Annotated in this window: 17 protein-coding genes and 1 pseudogene; 7 read left to right on the top strand and 11 right to left on the bottom strand. The window is 63.6% G+C overall.

The annotated features are described in order from the left end of the window. Positions 1-146: 146 nt before the first annotated feature. Positions 147-4937: an NAD-glutamate dehydrogenase gene (locus AC1DX0_RS00475; RefSeq protein ID WP_477221594.1), complete on the bottom strand. Its 4791-nt coding sequence runs from the start codon at positions 4935-4937 to the stop codon at positions 147-149. Between the two features lie 136 nt (positions 4938-5073). Between AC1DX0_RS00475 and AC1DX0_RS00470 the strand changes: the two genes are divergently transcribed. Together AC1DX0_RS00470 and AC1DX0_RS00465 are read left to right on the top strand one after the other, a co-directional pair. Continuing rightward, the gene (locus AC1DX0_RS00470) at positions 5074-5637 is read left to right on the top strand and encodes a peroxidase-related enzyme (RefSeq protein WP_477221593.1); all 564 of its coding nucleotides are present in this window, start codon (positions 5074-5076) and stop codon (positions 5635-5637) included. Between the two features lie 136 nt (positions 5638-5773). Beyond that, a complete protein-coding gene (locus AC1DX0_RS00465; protein WP_477221592.1) occupies positions 5774-6100 on the top strand; it encodes a YciI family protein in 327 nt (108 codons plus the stop codon). 9 nt (positions 6101-6109) lie between these two features. Here AC1DX0_RS00465 and AC1DX0_RS00460 read toward each other — a convergent pair whose 3' ends face one another. Next, positions 6110-6724: a LysE family translocator gene (locus AC1DX0_RS00460; protein ID WP_027060444.1), complete on the bottom strand. Its 615-nt coding sequence runs from the start codon at positions 6722-6724 to the stop codon at positions 6110-6112. Between the two features lie 608 nt (positions 6725-7332). Here AC1DX0_RS00460 and AC1DX0_RS00455 point away from each other — a divergent pair. Then, entirely contained in the window at positions 7333-7956 is a 624-nt protein-coding gene (locus tag AC1DX0_RS00455) for a DUF1062 domain-containing protein (RefSeq protein WP_477221591.1), read from the top strand. A gap of 63 nt (positions 7957-8019) precedes the next feature. Here the strand turns inward: AC1DX0_RS00455 and typA are convergent, their stop codons facing one another. Further along, positions 8020-9849, bottom strand: a complete 1830-nt coding sequence (typA, locus tag AC1DX0_RS00450) for a translational GTPase TypA (protein WP_172222479.1) — start codon at positions 9847-9849, stop codon at positions 8020-8022. A 197-nt stretch (positions 9850-10046) separates the two neighbouring features. On the opposite strand from typA, the gene AC1DX0_RS00445 reads away from it, so the two are divergent. Then, a complete protein-coding gene (locus tag AC1DX0_RS00445; protein WP_477221590.1) occupies positions 10047-10331 on the top strand; it encodes a hypothetical protein in 285 nt (94 codons plus the stop codon). Between the two features lie 170 nt (positions 10332-10501). Here the strand turns inward: AC1DX0_RS00445 and AC1DX0_RS00440 are convergent, their stop codons facing one another. Continuing rightward, on the bottom strand, positions 10502-11785 hold the full coding sequence (locus AC1DX0_RS00440) for an MFS transporter (protein ID WP_477221589.1): 1284 nt from the start codon (positions 11783-11785) through the stop codon (positions 10502-10504). A 72-nt stretch (positions 11786-11857) separates the two neighbouring features. Between AC1DX0_RS00440 and AC1DX0_RS00435 the strand changes: the two genes are divergently transcribed. Together AC1DX0_RS00435 and AC1DX0_RS00430 are read left to right on the top strand one after the other, a co-directional pair. After that, positions 11858-12475: a TetR/AcrR family transcriptional regulator gene (locus tag AC1DX0_RS00435; protein WP_477221588.1), complete on the top strand. Its 618-nt coding sequence runs from the start codon at positions 11858-11860 to the stop codon at positions 12473-12475. 44 nt (positions 12476-12519) lie between these two features. Further along, positions 12520-13113, top strand: coding sequence for a hypothetical protein (locus tag AC1DX0_RS00430; RefSeq protein ID WP_477221587.1), 594 nt, complete (start codon positions 12520-12522; stop codon positions 13111-13113). A gap of 3 nt (positions 13114-13116) precedes the next feature. Here AC1DX0_RS00430 and ppa read toward each other — a convergent pair whose 3' ends face one another. The 7 genes and pseudogenes from ppa to AC1DX0_RS00395 all read right to left on the bottom strand — a co-directional run bounded on the left by ppa (position 13117) and on the right by AC1DX0_RS00395 (position 18163). Further along, positions 13117-13650: an inorganic diphosphatase gene (gene ppa, locus AC1DX0_RS00425; RefSeq protein WP_172222467.1), complete on the bottom strand. Its 534-nt coding sequence runs from the start codon at positions 13648-13650 to the stop codon at positions 13117-13119. Positions 13651-13851: 201 nt separating this feature from the next. Next, entirely contained in the window at positions 13852-14358 is a 507-nt protein-coding gene (locus tag AC1DX0_RS00420) for an N-acetyltransferase family protein (protein ID WP_477221586.1), read from the bottom strand. Positions 14359-14602: 244 nt separating this feature from the next. After that, the gene (locus AC1DX0_RS00415) at positions 14603-15241 is read right to left on the bottom strand and encodes a TPM domain-containing protein (RefSeq protein WP_477221585.1); all 639 of its coding nucleotides are present in this window, start codon (positions 15239-15241) and stop codon (positions 14603-14605) included. Positions 15242-15245: 4 nt separating this feature from the next. Continuing rightward, the gene (locus AC1DX0_RS00410) at positions 15246-16139 is read right to left on the bottom strand and encodes a TPM domain-containing protein (protein ID WP_477221584.1); all 894 of its coding nucleotides are present in this window, start codon (positions 16137-16139) and stop codon (positions 15246-15248) included. Between the two features lie 4 nt (positions 16140-16143). Beyond that, positions 16144-16992, bottom strand: coding sequence for a TPM domain-containing protein (locus AC1DX0_RS00405; RefSeq protein ID WP_477221583.1), 849 nt, complete (start codon positions 16990-16992; stop codon positions 16144-16146). A 10-nt stretch (positions 16993-17002) separates the two neighbouring features. Next, positions 17003-17503, bottom strand: a pseudogene (locus tag AC1DX0_RS00400) (TPM domain-containing protein); the annotation flags it as partial. 21 nt (positions 17504-17524) lie between these two features. Then, a complete protein-coding gene (locus AC1DX0_RS00395) occupies positions 17525-18163 on the bottom strand; it encodes a LemA family protein (protein ID WP_172222459.1) in 639 nt (212 codons plus the stop codon). 163 nt (positions 18164-18326) lie between these two features. Between AC1DX0_RS00395 and AC1DX0_RS00390 the strand changes: the two genes are divergently transcribed. After that, positions 18327-18578, top strand: a complete 252-nt coding sequence (locus AC1DX0_RS00390; RefSeq protein WP_475456011.1) for a hypothetical protein — start codon at positions 18327-18329, stop codon at positions 18576-18578. Positions 18579-18583: the final 5 nt, after the last annotated feature.

Genomic DNA, 18583 nt, shown 5'->3' with positions numbered 1-18583 from the left:
GTGGCTCGGCGAAGCCGAGACGGAGAGGGGGAATGCGCCGTCCTATCCTGAAGAAAGGTCTTCACCCTACGAAGCCCCCTCTCCGACCGCTTCGCGGCCACCTCTCCCCCGCTCTGGCGGGGGCGAGGAACCCAAGCGTTCGAGCCTCACATCCCCGTCAGATCGCTCATCAGCCCGGACGCCACCGACAGCCGCGACACGGTGATGTCGCCGCCTTCGGTCAGCGCCTGCAGCCGCTCGCGGATGCGTGCCACCCTCTCACCGCCGGCTTCCAGCCAGGCTGCCACCGGGTCCGCCGTCTTGGCATGGCCGGTGAGTGCCGCCACCGCGATGCCGCGCCGCGCCGCGCCGATCGTGTCGGTCGCCCGCGACAGTGCCAGCTGGTCATAATAATCCGATGGCGTTATCGAGCGTGCCGCGTCCTCGACACGCGGGATGCGGAAGGCATCGCTGACGGCGAAGAACGCCTTGGCCGCGGCGACGATCTCGGCATTTGCCATCCGCGCGGTCAGCGCGATGTCGGGGATCAATTCCGCCACCTCGCTCAGCGCCAGCTGCTCGGCGAGTTTTTCGGGCGCGCCGGCCTTGAACAGCCCGTGCCGCTTCTCCTCGATCCGCTCGCGCGAGAAGGCCGGCAGCAGCGAAGCGAGCTTCGGCTCGAGCGCCTTGCGGGCGTCCTGCAGTTCGGCGATGCGCTGGCCGAGTGGGGCCGTGCCGGCGTCGTTCTTCAGATACCAGCCGCTGGTCACGTAGATCAGCCGGCTCACCATCTGGTAGAGATCGAGCTGCACCTGGCCGTCGATCTGGTTGTCGAGCGCGTCGATCTCGCGGTAGAGCGCCGGCAGCGCAAAGCCGTCACGCACCACGGCGAAGGTGCGCACCACGTCGGCGGCGGTGCGCCCCGTGGCTTCCTGCAGCCGGTTGACGAAGGACGGGCCGCCGCGATTGACCAGATCATTGGCGATGACGCGGGCAATGATCTCGCGGCGCAGCCTGTGGCCGTGGATTTCGGCGGCGTATTTCTTCGCCATCCGGTCCGGGAAATAGCCCATCAGGTCGCGGTCGAAATGCGCATCGTCCGGCACGTCGCTGGCGACGATGTCGGAAAACAGCACGATCTTGGCATAGGCGAGCAGCACGCCGAGTTCGGCCCGGGTCAGCGGCTCGCCACGCGCCTCGCGCTCAGCGAGTGCGGACGGTGACGGCAGCGTCTCGACCACACGGTCGAGCAGGCCGCGCGCTTCCAGCGCCGTCATGAAACGGCTCTGATGCGCGATGTCGGCAAGGCCGCGCTTGCGGGCGATCGAAAGCGCCAGCGTCTGTTCGTAATTGTTGGACAGCACCAGCCCGCCGACCTCGTCGGTCATCTCGGCCAGCAGCTTGTTGCGGGCCGGACGCGTCAGCGACCCCTTGCGCATCGCCGACGCCAGCGCGATCTTGATGTTGACCTCGACGTCGGAGCAATTGACGCCGCCCGAATTGTCGATGGCGTCGGAATTGTTGCGGCCGCCGGCCAGCCCGAATTCGATACGCGCCCGCTGCGTGACGCCGAGATTGGCGCCCTCGCCAATCACCTTGGCGCGCACGTCGAGCGCTGTGATGCGGATGGCATCATTGGCGCGGTCGCCGACCTCGGCGTTGGTTTCGGTCGATGCCCGCAGATACGTGCCGATGCCGCCGAACCACAACAGGTCGACCGGCGCCTTGAGGATGGCGGTCATGATCTCGGCCGGCGTCGCGGTGGTCTTGGCAAGGCCGATTGCCGCCGCTGCCGCGGCAGGCAAGGTGATCGACTTCTGGCTGCGCGAGACGATGACGCCGCCTTCCGACAGCTTCGACTTGTCATAGTCCTGCCAGCTCGAACGGGCGAGAGCGAACATGCGCTCGCGCTCGGCCATCGAGGCCGCCAGATCCGGATCGGGATCGATGAAGATGTCGCGATGGTCGAAGGCGGCGATCAGCCTGGTCTGCGGCGACAACAGCATGCCGTTGCCGAACACGTCGCCCGACATGTCGCCGACACCGACGACGGTGAAGGGCGAGGTCTGGATGTCGCGGTTGATCTCGCGGAAATGCCGTTTGACCGCTTCCCAGGCGCCCTTGGCGGTGATGCCCATCTTCTTGTGGTCGTAGCCGGCCGAGCCGCCGCTGGCGAAGGCGTCGTCGAGCCAGAAGCCATGCTTCTCGGAGATGGCGTTGGCGGTATCGGAGAAGGTCGCCGTACCCTTGTCGGCGGCGACGACGAAATAGGGATCGTCCTGGTCCCGGCGCACCACGCCGGCCGGCGGGATAACGCCGTCCAGGCCGATATTGTCGGTGATCGACAACAGGCTGGAGACGAAGTTCTTGTAGGCCGAGGTGCCGGCCTCGAAGATCGCGTCGCGGCTGCCGCCCGCCGGCAGGCGCTTGGGGAAGAAGCCGCCCTTGGCGCCGACCGGAACGATGACGGCGTTCTTGACCTGCTGCGCCTTGACCAGGCCAAGCACCTCGGTGCGGTAGTCCTGGGCCCGGTCCGACCAGCGCAGGCCGCCGCGCGCCACCGGGCCGAAGCGCAGATGCAGGCCCTCGACTTCAGAACCGTAGACGAAAATCTCGCGCCACGGTCGCGGCGCCGGCAGCCCTTCGACCGCCTGCGATTCGAGCTTGATCGCCAGCGACTGGCCTTTCGCTTTCGTATCGGCAACGAAATGATTGGTACGCAGCGAGGCCTCGATCAGATTGAGGTAGCGGCGGATGATGGTGTCGTCATCGATATTGGGCACATCCTCCAGCGCATCCCTTATCTTGGCCTTGAGATGCTTTGCCGCCACCACGCCTTCGCCCTCGGCCGTCGGCCCAAGCCTTGCGATGAACAGCGCATGCAGGCCGCGCGCGATGTCAGGATAGCGGTTGAGCGCCGCGGCGATGAAATCCTGGCTTTGCGGAATGCCGACCTGCTGCAGATAGCGGCCATAGGCGCGCAGGATGGTGATCTCGCCCGACCACAGGCCAGCCGTCTGGGCAAGGCCGTTATAGCCGTCATTGTCGACGTCGCCGCGCCAGACCGACAGGAACGCGTCCTCGAACAGTGCGCCGCCATCGCTAAGGTCGATCGGTTTGCCGTAACTGTTCTCCAGTTCCATGTCGTGGATGAAGACCAAGCCGGACTGCTCGTCGCCGACCTCGAAGGTGCGCTCGCTGATGACGCGGAAGCCGATGTTTTCCAGCACCGGCACACGCCGCGACAGCGCCACCGGTGAGCCATGATGATAGATCTTCAGCGCCGCCTGATGCGGCTTCTGCTCGGCATGGCGATAATAGTCGATGGCGATCGGATTGGCCGCGCTGATTTTGGCGATGCGCCCGGCGTCAGTCAGCGCCACCGCGGCGCTGAACGAGTCGCGGTAGCTTTCCGGCAGCCTTGCGGCAATCGCCTTTAGCGCCTGATCGCCGCCACCGGCGTCCGCCGCGTCGGCAAGGGCATCTTCCCAGGTCCGCACGATGTCGCGGATCGCCGCCTCGATCGTCATCTGCTCGACCTTCGGCGTCTTGCCGCCGGAGCGGCCGATGATAAAATGCACGCGCGCCAGCCCGCCTTCAGGGAAGGCCGGGTAATAGGCCGACAGCCGGCCCTCGAACACGGTTTTCAGATAGGCGCCGATCTTCTCGCGCACGACGCTGTCGTAACGGTCGCGCGGCACGAAGACGAGGATCGAGACGAAACGGTCGAACTGGTCGGCGCGCACCAGAGCCCGCACCCGCGGACGTTCGACCAGGCCGAGAATGGCCGCGGCGTGCTTGCGCAGGATCGGCACCGGCACCTGAAAAAGTTCGTCGCGCGGATAGCTCTCCAGCACGTTGATCAGCGCCTTGCCGGAATGATCGTGCCGGTCGAAGCCGGATTTGGCGATGATGGTTTCGGCCTTTGACCGCAGATACGGGATCTTCATCACCGAACGCGTGTAGGCGGTCGAGGTGAACAGGCCGACCATGCGCAATTCGCCCGCAAGCGCACCCTTAGGGGTGTAGGTCTTGACGCCGATGTAATCGAGATAGATGCGGCGGTGCACGGAAGACTTGGCGTTGGCCTTGGTGACGATCAGCGGCTCCGGCCCATGCAGGAAGGCGCGGATTTCGGGCGTTGTCGTCACCGCTTCGGTACCGCGCCGCAGCACCAGCACGTCGGGGTCGCTGAGGATGCCAAGGCCGGGCTTGTCGGCGCGCTCCAGATTACCGCTTTCCTCGCCGCCGGAGTATTTGAACTCGCGCATGCCGAGGAAAGTGAAATTGTCGTCGCGCAGCCATTCCAGGAAGGCGATCGCCTCGGCAACGCTGTTCTTGTCGAGCGGCACCGCCGAATAGCGGAACTCCGAGATCGCCTGGTCGAGCCGGGCCAGCATCGGCTTCCAGTCGTGGACGGCGGCGTGCACCTGGCCGAGCATCTTGCGCAACCGCTCGGTCAAGCCGTTCGCCGCCTCCGCCGTCAGCCGCGGAATATGGACGTGGATGACGCTCAGCCGGTCGTGATTGCTGTCGTCCTTGGCGAAATTGCCGTCGCCGAGGATTTCCTCGACACCGCGTTTGCCATGGCGAACGGTGATGACCGGGTGGGTGACCAGGGTCGGTTCGCCTGATGTCTCGGTGATCTCGCCGAGGATGGAATCGAACAGGAACGGCATGTTGTCGTTGACGACGGTGATGACCGTGACCGGCCGGCCCTCGCGGACAACGCCCGAATCGGTCTCGACGGCAACGACGCACGCGCCCTTCTTGTGGGCGGCGACCGCCCGGCCGGCGAGTTCGGCGGCGCGTTCGAGGTCGGCCGCTTCATAGGTGGCGATGTCTTCCGCCGGCGCACGGGCGAGCAGGTAGTCAGCAAGCCTGGCTGGCCTTTCCTCCGCTTTTGATGCTGCTGTGGCTTTTTTCTTCGGCTTAGCTGCGGATTTCACGCTGGCCATGACGCTATTCCCTCCCGTCGAATGCTTTTACGACTATCGTAGCAGATGACCGCTGTTTGGCGACAAAGGTTTGACGGCTTGCCAAGAATTATCGGAATTCGACGACAAGCCACCGCCCAAAGAGGAGAAACGACCCATGACCGGCAAAATCACCGCGCTCAATCTGGCCTCAGGAGAGCTGAGTGACGCAACAAAGGCCTATTTCGCCAAATGCGAGGAGAAGCTTGGCCTGGTTCCCAACGTGCTCAAGGCCTACGCCTTCGACGACAAGAAGCTGCGCGCCTTCACCGACATGTACAATGATTTGATGCTGGGTGAATCAGGCCTGTCGAAGCTGGAACGCGAGATGATCGCGGTCACTGTTTCCTCGATCAACCATTGCTACTACTGCCTGACCGCGCATGGCGCGGCGGTGCGCCAACTGTCCGGCGATCCGGCCCTCGGCGAGATGATGGTTATGAATCTCCGCGCCGCCGATCTGTCACCGAAACAGACCGCAATGCTCGAATTCGCCGTCAAGCTGACCGAGGAGCCCGCCAGGATTGTTGAAGCTGATAGGGCCGCCCTGCGTCAAGCCGGCTTTACCGACCGCGACATCTGGGACATCGCCTCGGCCGCAGCCTTCTTCAACATGTCGAACCGGGTGGCGGCGGCAATCGATATGCGGCCGAACGACGAATACCACGCCATGGCAAGGTAGCGGATCGCAGCTACCGCTCGACGCACCATATATTAGCAGTCGCGCATTCTCGTTGCTTCTCCGCCAGTTTGGTCCGATGATCGGTGCGCGGCATGACCGCATGCCGGTTCAATGCCGCTCATCAAGGGAGGAGAACATGGCGCAGTTTCTCTACGTCTATCACGGCTCCGGCAAGATGCCGACGAGCGATGCCGAGCGAAAGGCGATGACGGACGCCTGGACCGGCTGGTTTGGACAACTGGGCTCGGCTGTTGTCGACCCGGGCAATCCGGTCGGCATGTCGAAGACCGTCCTGCCCGGTGGCAAGATAGAAAACAATGGCGGCAGCAACCCGACCGGCGGCTACTCGATCATCGAAGCCAGGGATATCGACGATGCCGCGGAGAAGGCCAAAGGCTGCCCGATGCTGGCCATGCCAAACTGCAACGTCGAGATCGCGCCGATCATCAATATGATGGGCTGACGCTTCGCCTCAGGATCGTGCCGCGATCGCCGCCGCAGCACCCGCCATCGTCGTGGCGCTGATCCGGTTGGCGATCTTCATGGCGCGCTTGCTCTTCAACAGCTTGCGCGCCTGCGAGGCGGCGAGCACCCAGGCGAGATCGATGGCGATCAGCACCACGGCCATGGTCGCCGTCAGCTCGACCCAGCCGACGATGCTGACCGAGGCGAGGTCGATGATGGTCGGCAGCAGCGCCAGATAGAACATCATGATCTTGGGATTGCCGAGCGTCACGGCCATGCCGGCGAAAAACAGCTTGATCGCCGAATCTTCGCGCGGCATCTCGCCTTCCTTCGCGTCGACAGGCGCCGTCCACATCTTCCAGGCGAGGTATGCGAGATAGGCGACACCCACCCATTTCACGACAACAAAGGCGAAGTGAAAAGTCTGCGCCACCACAGCCAGGCCGAACACCGCCAGCGACAGCCAGATGCCCTCGCCGATCCACATGGCGAGCAGGAACGGAAACACGTCGCGAAAGCCCTTCGAGATGACACGGGCGACGAGTGCGGCGATCGATGGACCAGGCGAGCCGGCGGCGACGAACAAGGCGGCGGCGAAGATCAGCAGCGAGGTGAGGTGCATGGCGGGGGTCTCTGCGTCAGGGCTCGATCAACCACAAATACTCGACAGCTGCGGCTCTGGCAAAGGCAACCAGATACGGACCATTGGCGCTGACACACCAAGGCTTGGGTGCCTCGCCCCCGCAAAGCGGGGGAGAGGTGGCCGCGAAGCGGTCGGAGAGGGGGCTGCGGCGCTGGTGAGTCTGCTCCGAATTCTTGTGAACACCGAGCCTTCCCCCTCTCCGTCTCGGCTTCGCCGAGCCACCTCTCCCCCACTCCCGTGGGGTGAGGAACCCAGGGCTTGCGAAGTCCCCTTGCAGACACTGCATCTCGCGGCTAGAAGACCCGCCGCGAAACAATTTCGAGCTTCACTTTGCCCCAGTAACCGCCGGTCTCGTCAACTCCCCCGACACACTTGCATGGCGCCGCATTCGTGGTGCCTGTTTCATGTTCATGTGTTCTTCTGGGCGGCGGTTCGAGACCGGTTTGGCACTGCTGAACCGCTGTCGCGCGCTTTCCGCCAGCGACACCTGACGTCACAATCTCCGCAGCCTACCGCCACGCCGCGCCTGCACGGGCATCTCGATAGTGCCGACCTGATGAACTTCCCGACGGGAAGGGCTTACCGGCATGTCTTCTATTCTGCGTATCCACTGGGCGATCACGCCTGCAATCGCACCTCAACCCCTGATCAACTGCAATCGCTGCGGCGGCGTGAAGGCCTATCGCTGCAGCGGAAAATTCCGCGTCAACGCCAACGGCAAGCGCATCGACGTCTGGCTCATCTATCGCTGCGTCGACTGTGACAATTCCTGGAATCTCGGCATTTTCGAACGCTGCAACCGCCGCGACATCGAGCCGGCGCTGCTGCAGGCGCTCGAAAGCAATGATCCGGGACTGGCGCGGCGCCACGCCTTCGACATCGTCGCCTTGCGCAACCAGGTGGGGCGGGTCGAGGAGTTTGCCGATGTCTCCGTGCATAAGCGGTTGCTCGGCGCCAGGGAAAGCGCGGCGGTTCTGGAACTCCAGCTTGGACTGGAAATGCCGACATCACTCCGGCTCGACCGCTTGCTTGCCAATGAACTCGGCATTTCGCGGTCGCGGCTTCAGGCGCTGGAGGAGCGGCACCTGCTGGCCGTCGATCCGGAAGGAGCCAAAGCCTTGCGCAAGCCGGCCCGCACCAGAACAACGATCCGCATCGATCTGGCTGGCGAGCCGGATCACCAAGCCATCATATGCGCGGCCGGCGGGTGAACGAGAGAGGGGCGAAGCATCAAATGCTCCGCCCCTCTCATACACAATCAGAAGTCAGAAAATTTACGCCGCGCCGACCACCTTGGCCGACTTCTCGAAACGCTTGCGCTCGTTCGGGTCGAGATAGAGCTTGCGCAGACGGATGGTCTTGGGCGTCACCTCGACCAGCTCGTCGTCCTGGATCCAGGCCAGCGCGCGTTCCAGCGTCATGCGGATCGGCGGGGTGAGCTTGACCGCCTCGTCCTTGCCGGCGGCACGGATGTTGGTCAGTTTTTTCCCCTTGAGGACATTGACCTCAAGGTCGTTGTCGCGGGAGTGGATGCCGATGATCATGCCCTGATAGACCTTGACGCCCGGATCGATGACCATCGGGCCGCGGTCTTCCAGGTTCCACATGGCGTAGGCCACAGCCTCGCCCTGTTCGTTGGAAATCAGCACGCCATTGGTGCGGCCCGGCAATTCGCCCTTGTACGGTTCATAGGCGTGGAACAACCGGTTCATCACGGCGGTGCCGCGAGTGTCGGTCAACAGTTCCGACTGGTAGCCGATCAGGCCGCGTGTCGGCGCGTGGAAGACGATGCGCTGGCGGTTGCCGCCGGAGGGGCGCAGTTCCACCATCTCGGCCTTACGCTCCGACATCTTCTGCACGACGATGCCGGCATGCTCCTCGTCGACGTCGATGACGACTTCCTCAACCGGCTCCAGCAATTCGCCGTTCTCGCCCTTCTGCATGACGACGCGCGGACGCGACACGGCGATTTCAAAACCTTCGCGGCGCATCGTCTCGATCAGCACGGCCAGCTGCAATTCGCCGCGGCCGGAGACGAAGAACGAATCCTTGTCGGGCGATTCCTCGATCTTCAGCGCGACATTGCCTTCGGCTTCGCGCAACAGGCGGTCGCGGATGACGCGGCTGGTCACCTTGTCGCCTTCGGTGCCGGCGAGCGGTGAATCGTTGACGAGGAAGGACATGGTCACGGTCGGCGGATCGATCGGCTGCGCATGCAGCGCCTCGGTCACCGCCATGTCGCAGAACGTATCGGCGACTGTGCCCTTGGACAGGCCGGCAATGGCGACGATGTCGCCCGCCTGGGCTTCCTCGATCGGCTGGCGCTCGAGGCCACGGAAGGCAAGTATCTTGGAAATGCGGCCGGTTTCGATCTGGGTGCCGTCATGGTGCAGCACCTTGACCGCCTGATTCGACTTCAGCGTGCCGCTCTCGATGCGGCCGGTGATGATGCGGCCAAGGAACGGGTTGGCTTCCAGGATGGTGCCGATCATGCGGAACGGGCCGGGATGAACGGTCGGCTCCGGCACATGCTTGATGACGAGGTCGAACAGCGGCGCCAGGCCCTGATCCTTCGGGCCCTCCGGGTTCTCGGAGACCCAGCCATCGCGGCCCGAGCCGTAGAGAATCGGGAAATCGAGCTGGTCATCGGTGGCGTCGAGCGCTGCGAACAGGTCGAACACTTCGTTGACCACCTCGACATGGCGGGCGTCCGGACGGTCGATCTTGTTGATGACGACGATCGGCTTCAGGCCGACCTTGAGCGCCTTGCCGACGACGAACTTGGTCTGCGGCATCGGCCCTTCGGCGGCGTCGACCAGCACGATGGCCGAATCCACCATCGACAGGATGCGCTCGACTTCGCCGCCGAAATCGGCGTGGCCGGGCGTGTCGACGATGTTGATGCGCGTGTCCTTCCAGTCGACCGAGGTCGCCTTGGCCAGGATGGTGATGCCGCGTTCCTTTTCGAGGTCGTTGGAATCCATGGCGCGTTCGGCGACGCGCTGATTGTCGCGGAAGGAGCCGGATTGCCGCAGCAATTGGTCGACGAGGGTGGTTTTTCCATGGTCGACGTGCGCGATGATCGCGATATTACGAATTTTCATGTTCTGGTCTCGGAAGCGTTGCAGGCAGCAGGCCAAAAGGCGCTGCCTCTTTCGGTTGCGCGGCTCATACAGGGTTTTTCGCAGTTGCGAAAGAGGACGCGCGACACCAAATACTCATCAAATCTTAAGCATCTGCGTGTGAGATGATTTTGTTAACCAAGGCGGGAACCTTTGAGGGCCCGGGCAGTTCGACCATCATGACCGACAAACTCAACCGATTTTGGCCACTCATCGCATCCGTGGCCTTTGCCTTACTGCTGGCGGCCAACGCTGCGCAGTCGGCTGCCGCGACGCAGAAGGGCGCGCGCGCTGTTGGGCAGGCCGACACCCAGACCGCCGAACAGGCCTATGCCGATGCGCCTGATGGCGTTGACCCGATGGTTACGGGACCGGTCAGTACCGCCTTCAAGCAGAGACAAGCCAGCGCCAACTGCGACAGCGCCGTGTGGCCGAACATTCCGATGGTCTGCTACCCGGATTGAGACGCCTCGCGCCTGTGCTTACACGCTGAGGCGCGTTGAGATTCAGGTCAGGCCGAGTCGAAAACGGTGACTTCCGAGAACCGGAGCGGAGCGTACTTTTCGTACGTGAGCACCGGAAGCGCAGGGAAGCCGCCGTTTGCAGGCCGGCCTCACCTGAATATTGATGCGCCTCAAGCCGCCTGCGGTTCCGGATCGAAGGCCGGCCGGCTGGTGTTGATCAGCAGCGAGATACAGGCCGCGGCGATCGCCGTCATGCCTGCAATCAGGAAGGCCAGTTCGTAATTGCCCTGCAGCTCGCGCATGGTGCCGCCGAAGGCAGCAGCCGTGGCCGCACCCACCTGATGGCCGGCAACGATCCAGCCGAACACGATCGGGCCGCTGCGGTCGCCGAATGCTTCATTGGCGAGCCGCAGTGTCGGCGGCACGGTGGCGATCCAGTCGAGGCCGTAGAGCACGGCGAAGATGATCAGGCTGGTCGCCGAGAAGCCGGAATAGGGCAGGTAGATCAGCGACAGGCCGCGGATGGCGTAATAAACGCCGAGCAGCTTGCGCGGATCGAAACGGTCGGTGAGCCAGCCCGACAATGTCGTGCCGATCAGGTCGAAAATGCCCATCATCGACAACAGGCCGGCGGCCTGCACCTCGCCGATGCCCATATCGCCGCAGAAGGCGATCAGATGCGTGCCGACCAGCCCATTGGTGGTGAAGCCGCAAACGAAGAAGGTGGCGAACAGATACCAGAACACCCTTGTGCCGGCGGCGCGGCGCAGCGTGTTGAGCGTGTGGGCGAGGAAATTGCCTTGCGATGCCGGCGATGTCGGCGGCACGTCATCGGCCTCGGCGCCATAACGCACCATACCAATCGAGGCCGGCCGCTCCGGCACCAGCAGCCAGACCAGCGGTATCATGGCTGCAGTGGCGATCGCGACCGCAATGACAACCGGCTGCCAGCCGCCCGATTGCGCCAAAGCAGCGATCAGAGGCAGGAACACCAGCATGCCCGACGCACTGGAGGCCGACATCAGCCCCATGACGAGACCGCGATTGGTCTTGAACCAGCGATTGACGATGGTGGCGCCAAGCACGCTGGCGACCGCGCCGGAGCCGATGCCGGAAAACACACCCCAGGTGATGAAGAGATGCCAGGGCTTGGTCATCAGCAGGCTGAGCGCCGTCGAGCCCGACATGATCACCAGCGAGGCAAGCAGCGTGCGGCGCAGCCCGATCCTTTCCATCAGCGCGGCGGCGAATGGACCGGTCAGACCATAGAGCAGGATGCCGACGCCGGCGGCCAGCGAGACGATGTCGCGCCGCCAGCCGAAGCTGTTTTCGAGCGGCAGCATCATGACCGAGGGTGCGGAGCGCAGCCCGGCCGCGACCAGCAGGCAAAGGAAGATGACGCCGACCACGACGAACGCGTAGCGCTGGCCAAAGGGACGGGACTGAGCTATCATGTTACTGACCGGTACGTTGCAAGATGGGAACGTGTACACGTACCGATCGGTACACGTCAATCGAGTCACATGATGCCAACGGACAAAAATATTGAACTAACCATCAGCGAAGGTCATGCATCGGCGCCACCCAAGGCCGCCAAGAAGATCCTCGATGTCGCCTATGACCTGTTCTACCGGCGCGGCATCAGGGCGATCGGCGTCGACGAGATCGTCAAGCGCGCCGGCGTCACCAAACCCAGCCTCTATCGAAGCTTTCCCTCCAAGGACGAATTGGCCGCTTCCTATCTCCGGCAATACGATCTTGAATACTGGGAGCGTTTCGACGAGGCGGTGGAAGCCCATCCCGGCGACCCGCGCACGCAGATCAAGGCTTTCCTGACCCGCATCGGCAAGCGCACGCAAGTGGCCGACTATCGCGGCTGCGGCATGACCAATGCAGCGGTCGAGTATCCCGAACACAGCCATCCGGCCCGCGTCGTCAGCGAGGCCAACAAGCAGGAATTGCGCCGCCGGCTGCGCGCCATGGCCGCCGCGATGGGGGCGGAAGACGCAGACACGCTGGGTGACGGGCTGCTGCTCCTCATCGAAGGCGCCTATATCAGCGGCCAGTTGTTCGGCCTCGGCGGACCGGCGCAGTCGGTGGCCCGCAACGCCGATCTGCTGATCGAAGCGAGTTTGAAGAAATAGCAATTGGCGGTACGCTGCTCCGGCCCGAACCGGAGGTGTCCGTCATGCGTGCCATTCTGATCCCGCTTGCCCTCGCCGGTCTCTGCCAGGTGGCGCACGCCGGCGACATATCCAGCGCCTACACCGATCTCGACTCGAAGAAGGATTGCGTGACCTACGCGCAGGCCGAGGAAGGCGACGGTGACTGGGCCGAGCTAGCCTGCTCGGGCTATCGCGGTTATCCGGTGCTGATCGCCTATGACGACGCCCGTGAATCGCTGTTCTACGGGTTTCCGCCCGGTGGCGACATGACGTCGGCGTGGGAGAGTTTTTCAGGCTTCAATTCGTCCGGAACCAAGGTCGAATGGCGCATTGAAACCACAGGCGACAAGGCCGTGCCCTTCGCGGTCATCCACCGCCGCTCAATCAGCAATGGCGAGGACGCGAACAAATCGACCGACGTGCTGCTTGTCGCCAAGGTCGGCCAGATGGATGCGCGAGAAAGCTGCACGGTCGGCCTTGTCCTGGCCACCGGCAACCCGCAAGCCAACGACCAGGCGCGAAAACTTGCCGACGAGAAGGCGCGAACCTTCGCCTGCGGCAAGGACCGGCACACCGTCATCGGCAATGTGCCGCCTTTCGGCCGGGTCGATAATTGAGCGCTACTTGCTCGCCTTCGCCCGTGCGATCGCGTCGACGATCATCTTCTTGGCATATTTGGAATCGTGCCAGCCTTCGATCTTGACCCATTTGCCGGGCTCGAGATCCTTGTAGTGCTCGAAGAAGTGCTGCACCTGCTGGCGCGTGATTTCAGGCAGATGCGTGTATTCGGTGACGTTTTCGTAGCGCAGCGTCAGCTTCGGCGACGGAACCGCGATGACCTTTTCGTCCTGGCCGGCATTGTCTTCCATCACCAGCACGCCGATCGGCCTGACATTGATGACGCAGCCCGGCACCAGCGCGCGCGTGTTGCAGACCAGCACGTCGATCGGATCGCCGTCACCTGACAGCGTGTGCGGCACGAAGCCGTAATTGCCGGGATAACGCATCGAGGTGTGCAGGAAGCGGTCGACAAACAGCGTGCCGGCCTCCTTGTCCATCTCGTACTTGATCGGCTCGCCGCCGATCGGCACTTCGATGATGACGTTGATGTCCTCAGGCGGATTCTTTCCGATGGCTATGGCTTCGATGCGCATGGTTTTGTCCCTCTCTCGGTTGGGGAGGAGATAGCGGGCGGCGCAGAATGGCGCAATGCGGCGAATCGTATTCGAAGACGTCAGGCGAGACGCGATGCCATCCGACGCGTTCAATCATCGGCACAAGATGTTTCAGCGTCGTGATTTCACTGGGATACGCACGGCGTATCGGCTTTGGCTTCCGCGATCATCCCCAAGCTGTCATTCCCAGACGAAGGCGACCTTCTTCAGCGCTTTCTGCTCGAAGATCTCGACACCCTCGGCGACATCGCGGCCGCCGGCACCCTCATAGAAGGCCAGCGCATTCTGATTGTCTTCCAGTGCCCAGACCACCATGCCCTTCAGGCCATGGTCGGCGAGGCGCGCCCTGGCTGCCGAAAACAGGCGACGGCCGAGACCGATGCCTTGATACTCCGGGCGCAGGTACAATTCGTAGATCTCGCCTTGCTGCTTGAGCTCCCGGGCACGGTTCTTGCCGATCGTCGCATAGCCGGCGATGGTGCCGCCGATTTCGACGACCAGAACGGTGGCGGCGCGGCGAATCGCATTCGCCCACCAATCGGCGCCGCGACGGTTGATCATCGATGTCAGCGTGCGGTGCGGAATGATGCCGGAATAGGCGCCGCGCCAGGCTTCCAGGTGCACCTCGGCGATGGCGCCAGCGTCGCGCGGGTCGGCTTTTCGGATGTCGATCGTCAGCGTATTCATGATTTGTTAACCATAAACCCGCATCGCCCGATTGCAAGAGTCCGGGCGGCTCGCCGACCGCTTTCTCACAGCCGATCATGACACTGCTGACATCGTGCGAAAGCCTGCCTGAAAACGCGCTCAGCCGAGGCCGATGGCGTGGCTTTCGAGAACCGAAGCGCAGCGGACTTTTGGGTCCGTGAGCATCGGAAGCGCAGAAAGCCGCGTCAGGCGCCCGGCTGAGCAGCGTTTGCAGGCAGGCTTTTCAGATTTCGACCAGATGGTCGTCCAACTCGTTGGCATCGCCCGAGGTAACCGGGAAATGCTCGGCCAGCACCGCCCCCACCTGCTCGATCGCCTTGACGAAGCCGTCGGCAAGCCGGTCGTCGCCGGCGTGCGCCGTGAGATCGCGCACCACACCGTCCCAGACATGCTGGCCGACCTTGGCGTCGATGCCCGAATCGGCGACCACCTCGGCGTAGCGCTCAGTGATCGAGACGAACACCAGCACGCCGGTGCGCGCCGTGGTGCGGTGGACGTTGCGGGCAAGGAACTGCTTGATCGCATTGGCGTGCGCCGCCTGATAGCGCAGGCGCCGCGGCACCATATGGATGCGCAGGCCGGGCAACGCCCACAACAGGGCCAGCACGCAAGCCAGCGCCAGCAATTGGGCGATGACGAAATGCGGCAGGCGGATGGTGAGCCACCAAGCCTCCAGCCCGTAGGCAACGGCGAGACTGACGACCAGCATGCCAAGCGTCGCCATCAAGGCGGCGGGGGCGAAATAGCCATCGCTGGCATGCGCGACGACGCAGTAGATCTCGCCATCGGTCCTGGTTTCAGCGGTGCGGATCGCATCGGCGATGCGCTCATGATCCTGCGGGCTGATCGGTCGTGTTGCCATTGTCTCACCAGCTTCCTGAAGAACCGCCACCACCGGACGAGCCGCCGCCGCCCGAAAACCCACCGCCGCTGCTGCTTGACCCGGACGACCAGCCACTACTGGAGCTTCCCGACGACCAGCCGCCGCCCGACGAACCCGTTGTCCAGCCGCTGCTGCCAGACGAACCGCTGGGCCCCCGACCGTAACGAAACGTCATGCCCAGCCATCTATACACGCCCGGCGAAAGCTTGGTGCCGAACATCGGCGGCAGGAACGCCATCGCGATGCCGCCGAAGAACATCGTGCCCCACAGGATCAGGAACACCGCGACGATCGGGTCGATGGGGGTGCTGCTGTCGGCGGGATTGCGCTTGCCGCGCGCTTCCAGCTCTTCGGGATTGCCTTGCAGCACCATGACCATGTCGTCGACGGCCTTCGAGATGCCGCCGGAGAAATCGCCGGCGCGGAACGCCGGCACCATGTCGTTTTCGATGATCAGCTTGGTGTGCAGGTCGGTCAGCGTGCCTTCCAGCCCGTAGCCGACCTCGATGCGCATCTTGCGGTCGTTCGGCGCGACCAGCAGCAAAACGCCGTTGTTCTCCTTGGCCTGGCCGAGTTTCCAGAAACGGAACAGCCGGTTGGCGTAGGGTTCGATCTCCTCGCCATCGAGGCTGGGGATGGTGGCCACGACGATCTGGTCGGAGCCCTTCGTCTCGAAATCCGCGAGTTTTTGCGTCAGCGCCGCCTTGGTCGCGGCATCGATGATGCCGGCATTGTCGACGACGCGGCCGGTCAGTGCCGGCAACTCGGCGGCGAAAACAGCGAAGCAGGACGAAAGCAGCGCCAGCGCGGCCAGGAGAGCATGGATCGCCGGGGTGAAATGGCCGGGCCTCGACAGGCTGTTGCTGCGTGCCGTCATGCCGTCACCAGCTTCCCGAGGAGCCGCCACCGCCGGACGAACCGCCGCCGCCGGAAAACCCACCGCCACCGCCGCCCGAAGACCAGCCACCGCCGGAACTGCCAGAAGACCAGCCGCCACTTGAGGAGCGCCGGCCAGGCTCGAAGGTCATGCCGAGCCAGCGATAGCGTCCAGGCCCGAGCTTCTGGCCGAAGATCGGCGGCAGGATGGAGGCTGCCATGCTACCGAAAAAGATGATCGCCCAGATACCGATGAACACCGCAAAGAACAGATTGTCGGTATTGAACGGTGCTTTCTGGTTGCGCTCGCCGCGCGCCACCAATTCCTCAGGATTGCCTTCCAGCACCATGACCATGTCGTCGACGGCCTTCGAGATACCGCCGGAGAAGTCGCCGGCGCGGAAGGCCGGCACCATATCGTTTTCGATGATCAGCTTGGTGTGCAGGTCGGTCAGCGTACCTTCCAGCCCGTAGCCGACCTCGATGCGCATCTTGCGGTCGTTCGGCGCGACCAGCAGCAAAACGCCGTTGTTCTCCTTGGCCTGGCCGAGTTTCCAGAAGCGGAACAGCCGGTTGGCGTAGGGCTCGATCTCCTCGCCGTCGAGGCTGGGGATGGTGGCGACGACGATCTGGTCCGAGCCCTTGGTCTCGAAGTCGGCGAGTTTTTGCGTCAGCGCCGCTTTGGTGCCGGCATCGATGATGCCGGCATTGTCGACGACGCGGCCCGTGAGCGCCGGCAGGTCCGCGGCGAAGGCTGTGAAGCCGACGAGCAAGACCGCCATGGCCAACAAGGCAGCGCCTGTCAGGGTCACGAAACGGCTGTGCCGGGAGGGGCTGATGATGGAGGCGGTCATGTCGTCACCCGCTGCCTCCCAGCACCATGACAATGTCGTCAACGGCTTTGGAAATGCCGCCGGAGAAATCGCCGGCGCGGAAAGCCGGCACCATGTCGTTTTCGATGATCCGCTTGCTCTGCAGATTGGTGAGCGTGCCTTCCAGACCAGAGCCGACCTCGATGCGCATCTTGCGATCGTTCAGCGCCACCAGCAACAGCACGCCGTTGTTCTCCTTGGCTTGGCCGAGTTTCCATAAGCGGAACAGCCGGGTGGCATAGGGTTCGATCTCCTCGCCGTCTAGGCTGGGAATCGTGGCGACGACGATCTGGTCGGAACCCTTTGCCTCGAAGTCGGCAAGCTTTTGCGTCAGCGCCGCCTCGGTCGCGGCATCAATGATACCGGCATTGTCGACGACACGGCCCGTGAGCGCCGGGAGATCGGCGGCGAAGGCGGTTAGAGGGAGGAAAAGGATGAGGAGCGCAAACGCGAGAACGCGAATGCGGTGCCGCCCCTCATCGGCCTGCAACATCACGACGCTTGGCTCCGGCGATCACCCGCCCTGCTTCGTGCCGAAATCGACCTTCGGCGGCTGCATCTTGTCTTCGTCGACGGTGAAATTGGCGTAGGGCTCGTTGCTGCGGAACCAGAAGGTCGCCCACAGCACCGACGGGAAGGTCTTCAGCGTCAGATTATAGTCCCTGACCGCCTGGATGTAGTCGCGCCGTGCCACCGCGATGCGGTTCTCGGTGCCCTCGAGCTGCGCCTGCAGCGCCAGGAAGTTCTGGTTGGCCTTGAGGTCGGGGTAAGCCTCCGACACCGCGATCAGCCGCGACAGCGCGCTGGTCAGCCCGGCCTGGGCATCCTGGAACTTCTTGAGGGCTTCGGGATCCTTCAGCGTTTCCGGCGTCACCGTGATCTGGGTCGCCTTGGCGCGTGCCTCGACCACCGCGTCGAGCGTGTCCTTTTCATGCGAGGCATAGCCTTTGACCGTCTCGACCAGATTGGGAATGAGATCGGCGCGGCGCTGGTACTGGTTCAGCACCTCGCTCCAGGCCGCCTTGGCGTTTTCCTCCGCCGTCGGGATCGTGTTGTAGCCGCAGCCGGCAAGCAGCGGCAGCACGATTGCCATCATCAGGAAGGCGGGCAGCGTGCGGAATGTCGATGGTCTGGCAAGGCGCTGGGCAAGCATGATGGGGTTCCTCGGTAGAAGTTGCATGCGAAGCATTACCACAATCAGCGCGCAAGAAAACGGCCTCTACCTCTTGAGCAGGCCCGGCATCCATTGCCCTGTCGCAAGGCCCTGTGATTGGCCGCGCGAACGCGATAAGGTCCGGTCGAAACGGGACATCATCATGGCGGAACGCCACGACAGCGAGAGCGAATCGCGCCGCATCCTCGAGCGCGTTGCGCGCGAGACGGATCCGTCCGGCACCTCGTTTGTGGCGCGGACCACGAAAGGCGTGCGCGACCACGTCTCCGCGGCCGATGCCGACCGCGACGATCCGATCGAAGTCTGGGGCACCCGCATTGGCCGAACACTCGGCCTGCTTCTGACGCTGGGCCTGATGGTCTGGCTTGTGCTTTACGTCATCCGGGGCAGTTAGGAATC

This window comes from Mesorhizobium sp. P3_A9 (genome assembly GCF_056402975.1).
This window is presented reverse-complemented; position numbering and strand designations above follow the sequence as displayed.

Bases quoted from the DNA above. Each gene is read 5' to 3' on its own strand.
- AC1DX0_RS00395 (WP_172222459.1), bottom strand. From the start codon at position 18,163: ATGCTTGCCCAGCGCCTTGCCAGACCATCGACATTCCGCACGCTGCCC.
- AC1DX0_RS00430 (WP_477221587.1), top strand. From the start codon at position 12,520: ATGCGTGCCATTCTGATCCCGCTTGCCCTCGCCGGTCTCTGCCAGGTG.
- AC1DX0_RS00460 (WP_027060444.1), bottom strand. From the start codon at position 6,724: ATGCACCTCACCTCGCTGCTGATCTTCGCCGCCGCCTTGTTCGTCGCC.
- AC1DX0_RS00435 (WP_477221588.1), top strand. From the start codon at position 11,858: ATGCCAACGGACAAAAATATTGAACTAACCATCAGCGAAGGTCATGCA.
- typA (WP_172222479.1), bottom strand. From the start codon at position 9,849: ATGAAAATTCGTAATATCGCGATCATCGCGCACGTCGACCATGGAAAA.
- ppa (WP_172222467.1), bottom strand. From the start codon at position 13,650: ATGCGCATCGAAGCCATAGCCATCGGAAAGAATCCGCCTGAGGACATC.
- AC1DX0_RS00465 (WP_477221592.1), top strand. From the start codon at position 5,774: ATGGCGCAGTTTCTCTACGTCTATCACGGCTCCGGCAAGATGCCGACG.
- AC1DX0_RS00470 (WP_477221593.1), top strand. From the start codon at position 5,074: ATGACCGGCAAAATCACCGCGCTCAATCTGGCCTCAGGAGAGCTGAGT.
- AC1DX0_RS00420 (WP_477221586.1), bottom strand. From the start codon at position 14,358: ATGAATACGCTGACGATCGACATCCGAAAAGCCGACCCGCGCGACGCT.
- AC1DX0_RS00445 (WP_477221590.1), top strand. From the start codon at position 10,047: ATGACCGACAAACTCAACCGATTTTGGCCACTCATCGCATCCGTGGCC.
- AC1DX0_RS00415 (WP_477221585.1), bottom strand. From the start codon at position 15,241: ATGGCAACACGACCGATCAGCCCGCAGGATCATGAGCGCATCGCCGAT.
- AC1DX0_RS00455 (WP_477221591.1), top strand. From the start codon at position 7,333: ATGTCTTCTATTCTGCGTATCCACTGGGCGATCACGCCTGCAATCGCA.
- AC1DX0_RS00410 (WP_477221584.1), bottom strand. From the start codon at position 16,139: ATGACGGCACGCAGCAACAGCCTGTCGAGGCCCGGCCATTTCACCCCG.
- AC1DX0_RS00390 (WP_475456011.1), top strand. From the start codon at position 18,327: ATGGCGGAACGCCACGACAGCGAGAGCGAATCGCGCCGCATCCTCGAG.
- AC1DX0_RS00440 (WP_477221589.1), bottom strand. From the start codon at position 11,785: ATGATAGCTCAGTCCCGTCCCTTTGGCCAGCGCTACGCGTTCGTCGTG.
- AC1DX0_RS00405 (WP_477221583.1), bottom strand. From the start codon at position 16,992: ATGACCGCCTCCATCATCAGCCCCTCCCGGCACAGCCGTTTCGTGACC.
- AC1DX0_RS00475 (WP_477221594.1), bottom strand. From the start codon at position 4,937: ATGGCCAGCGTGAAATCCGCAGCTAAGCCGAAGAAAAAAGCCACAGCA.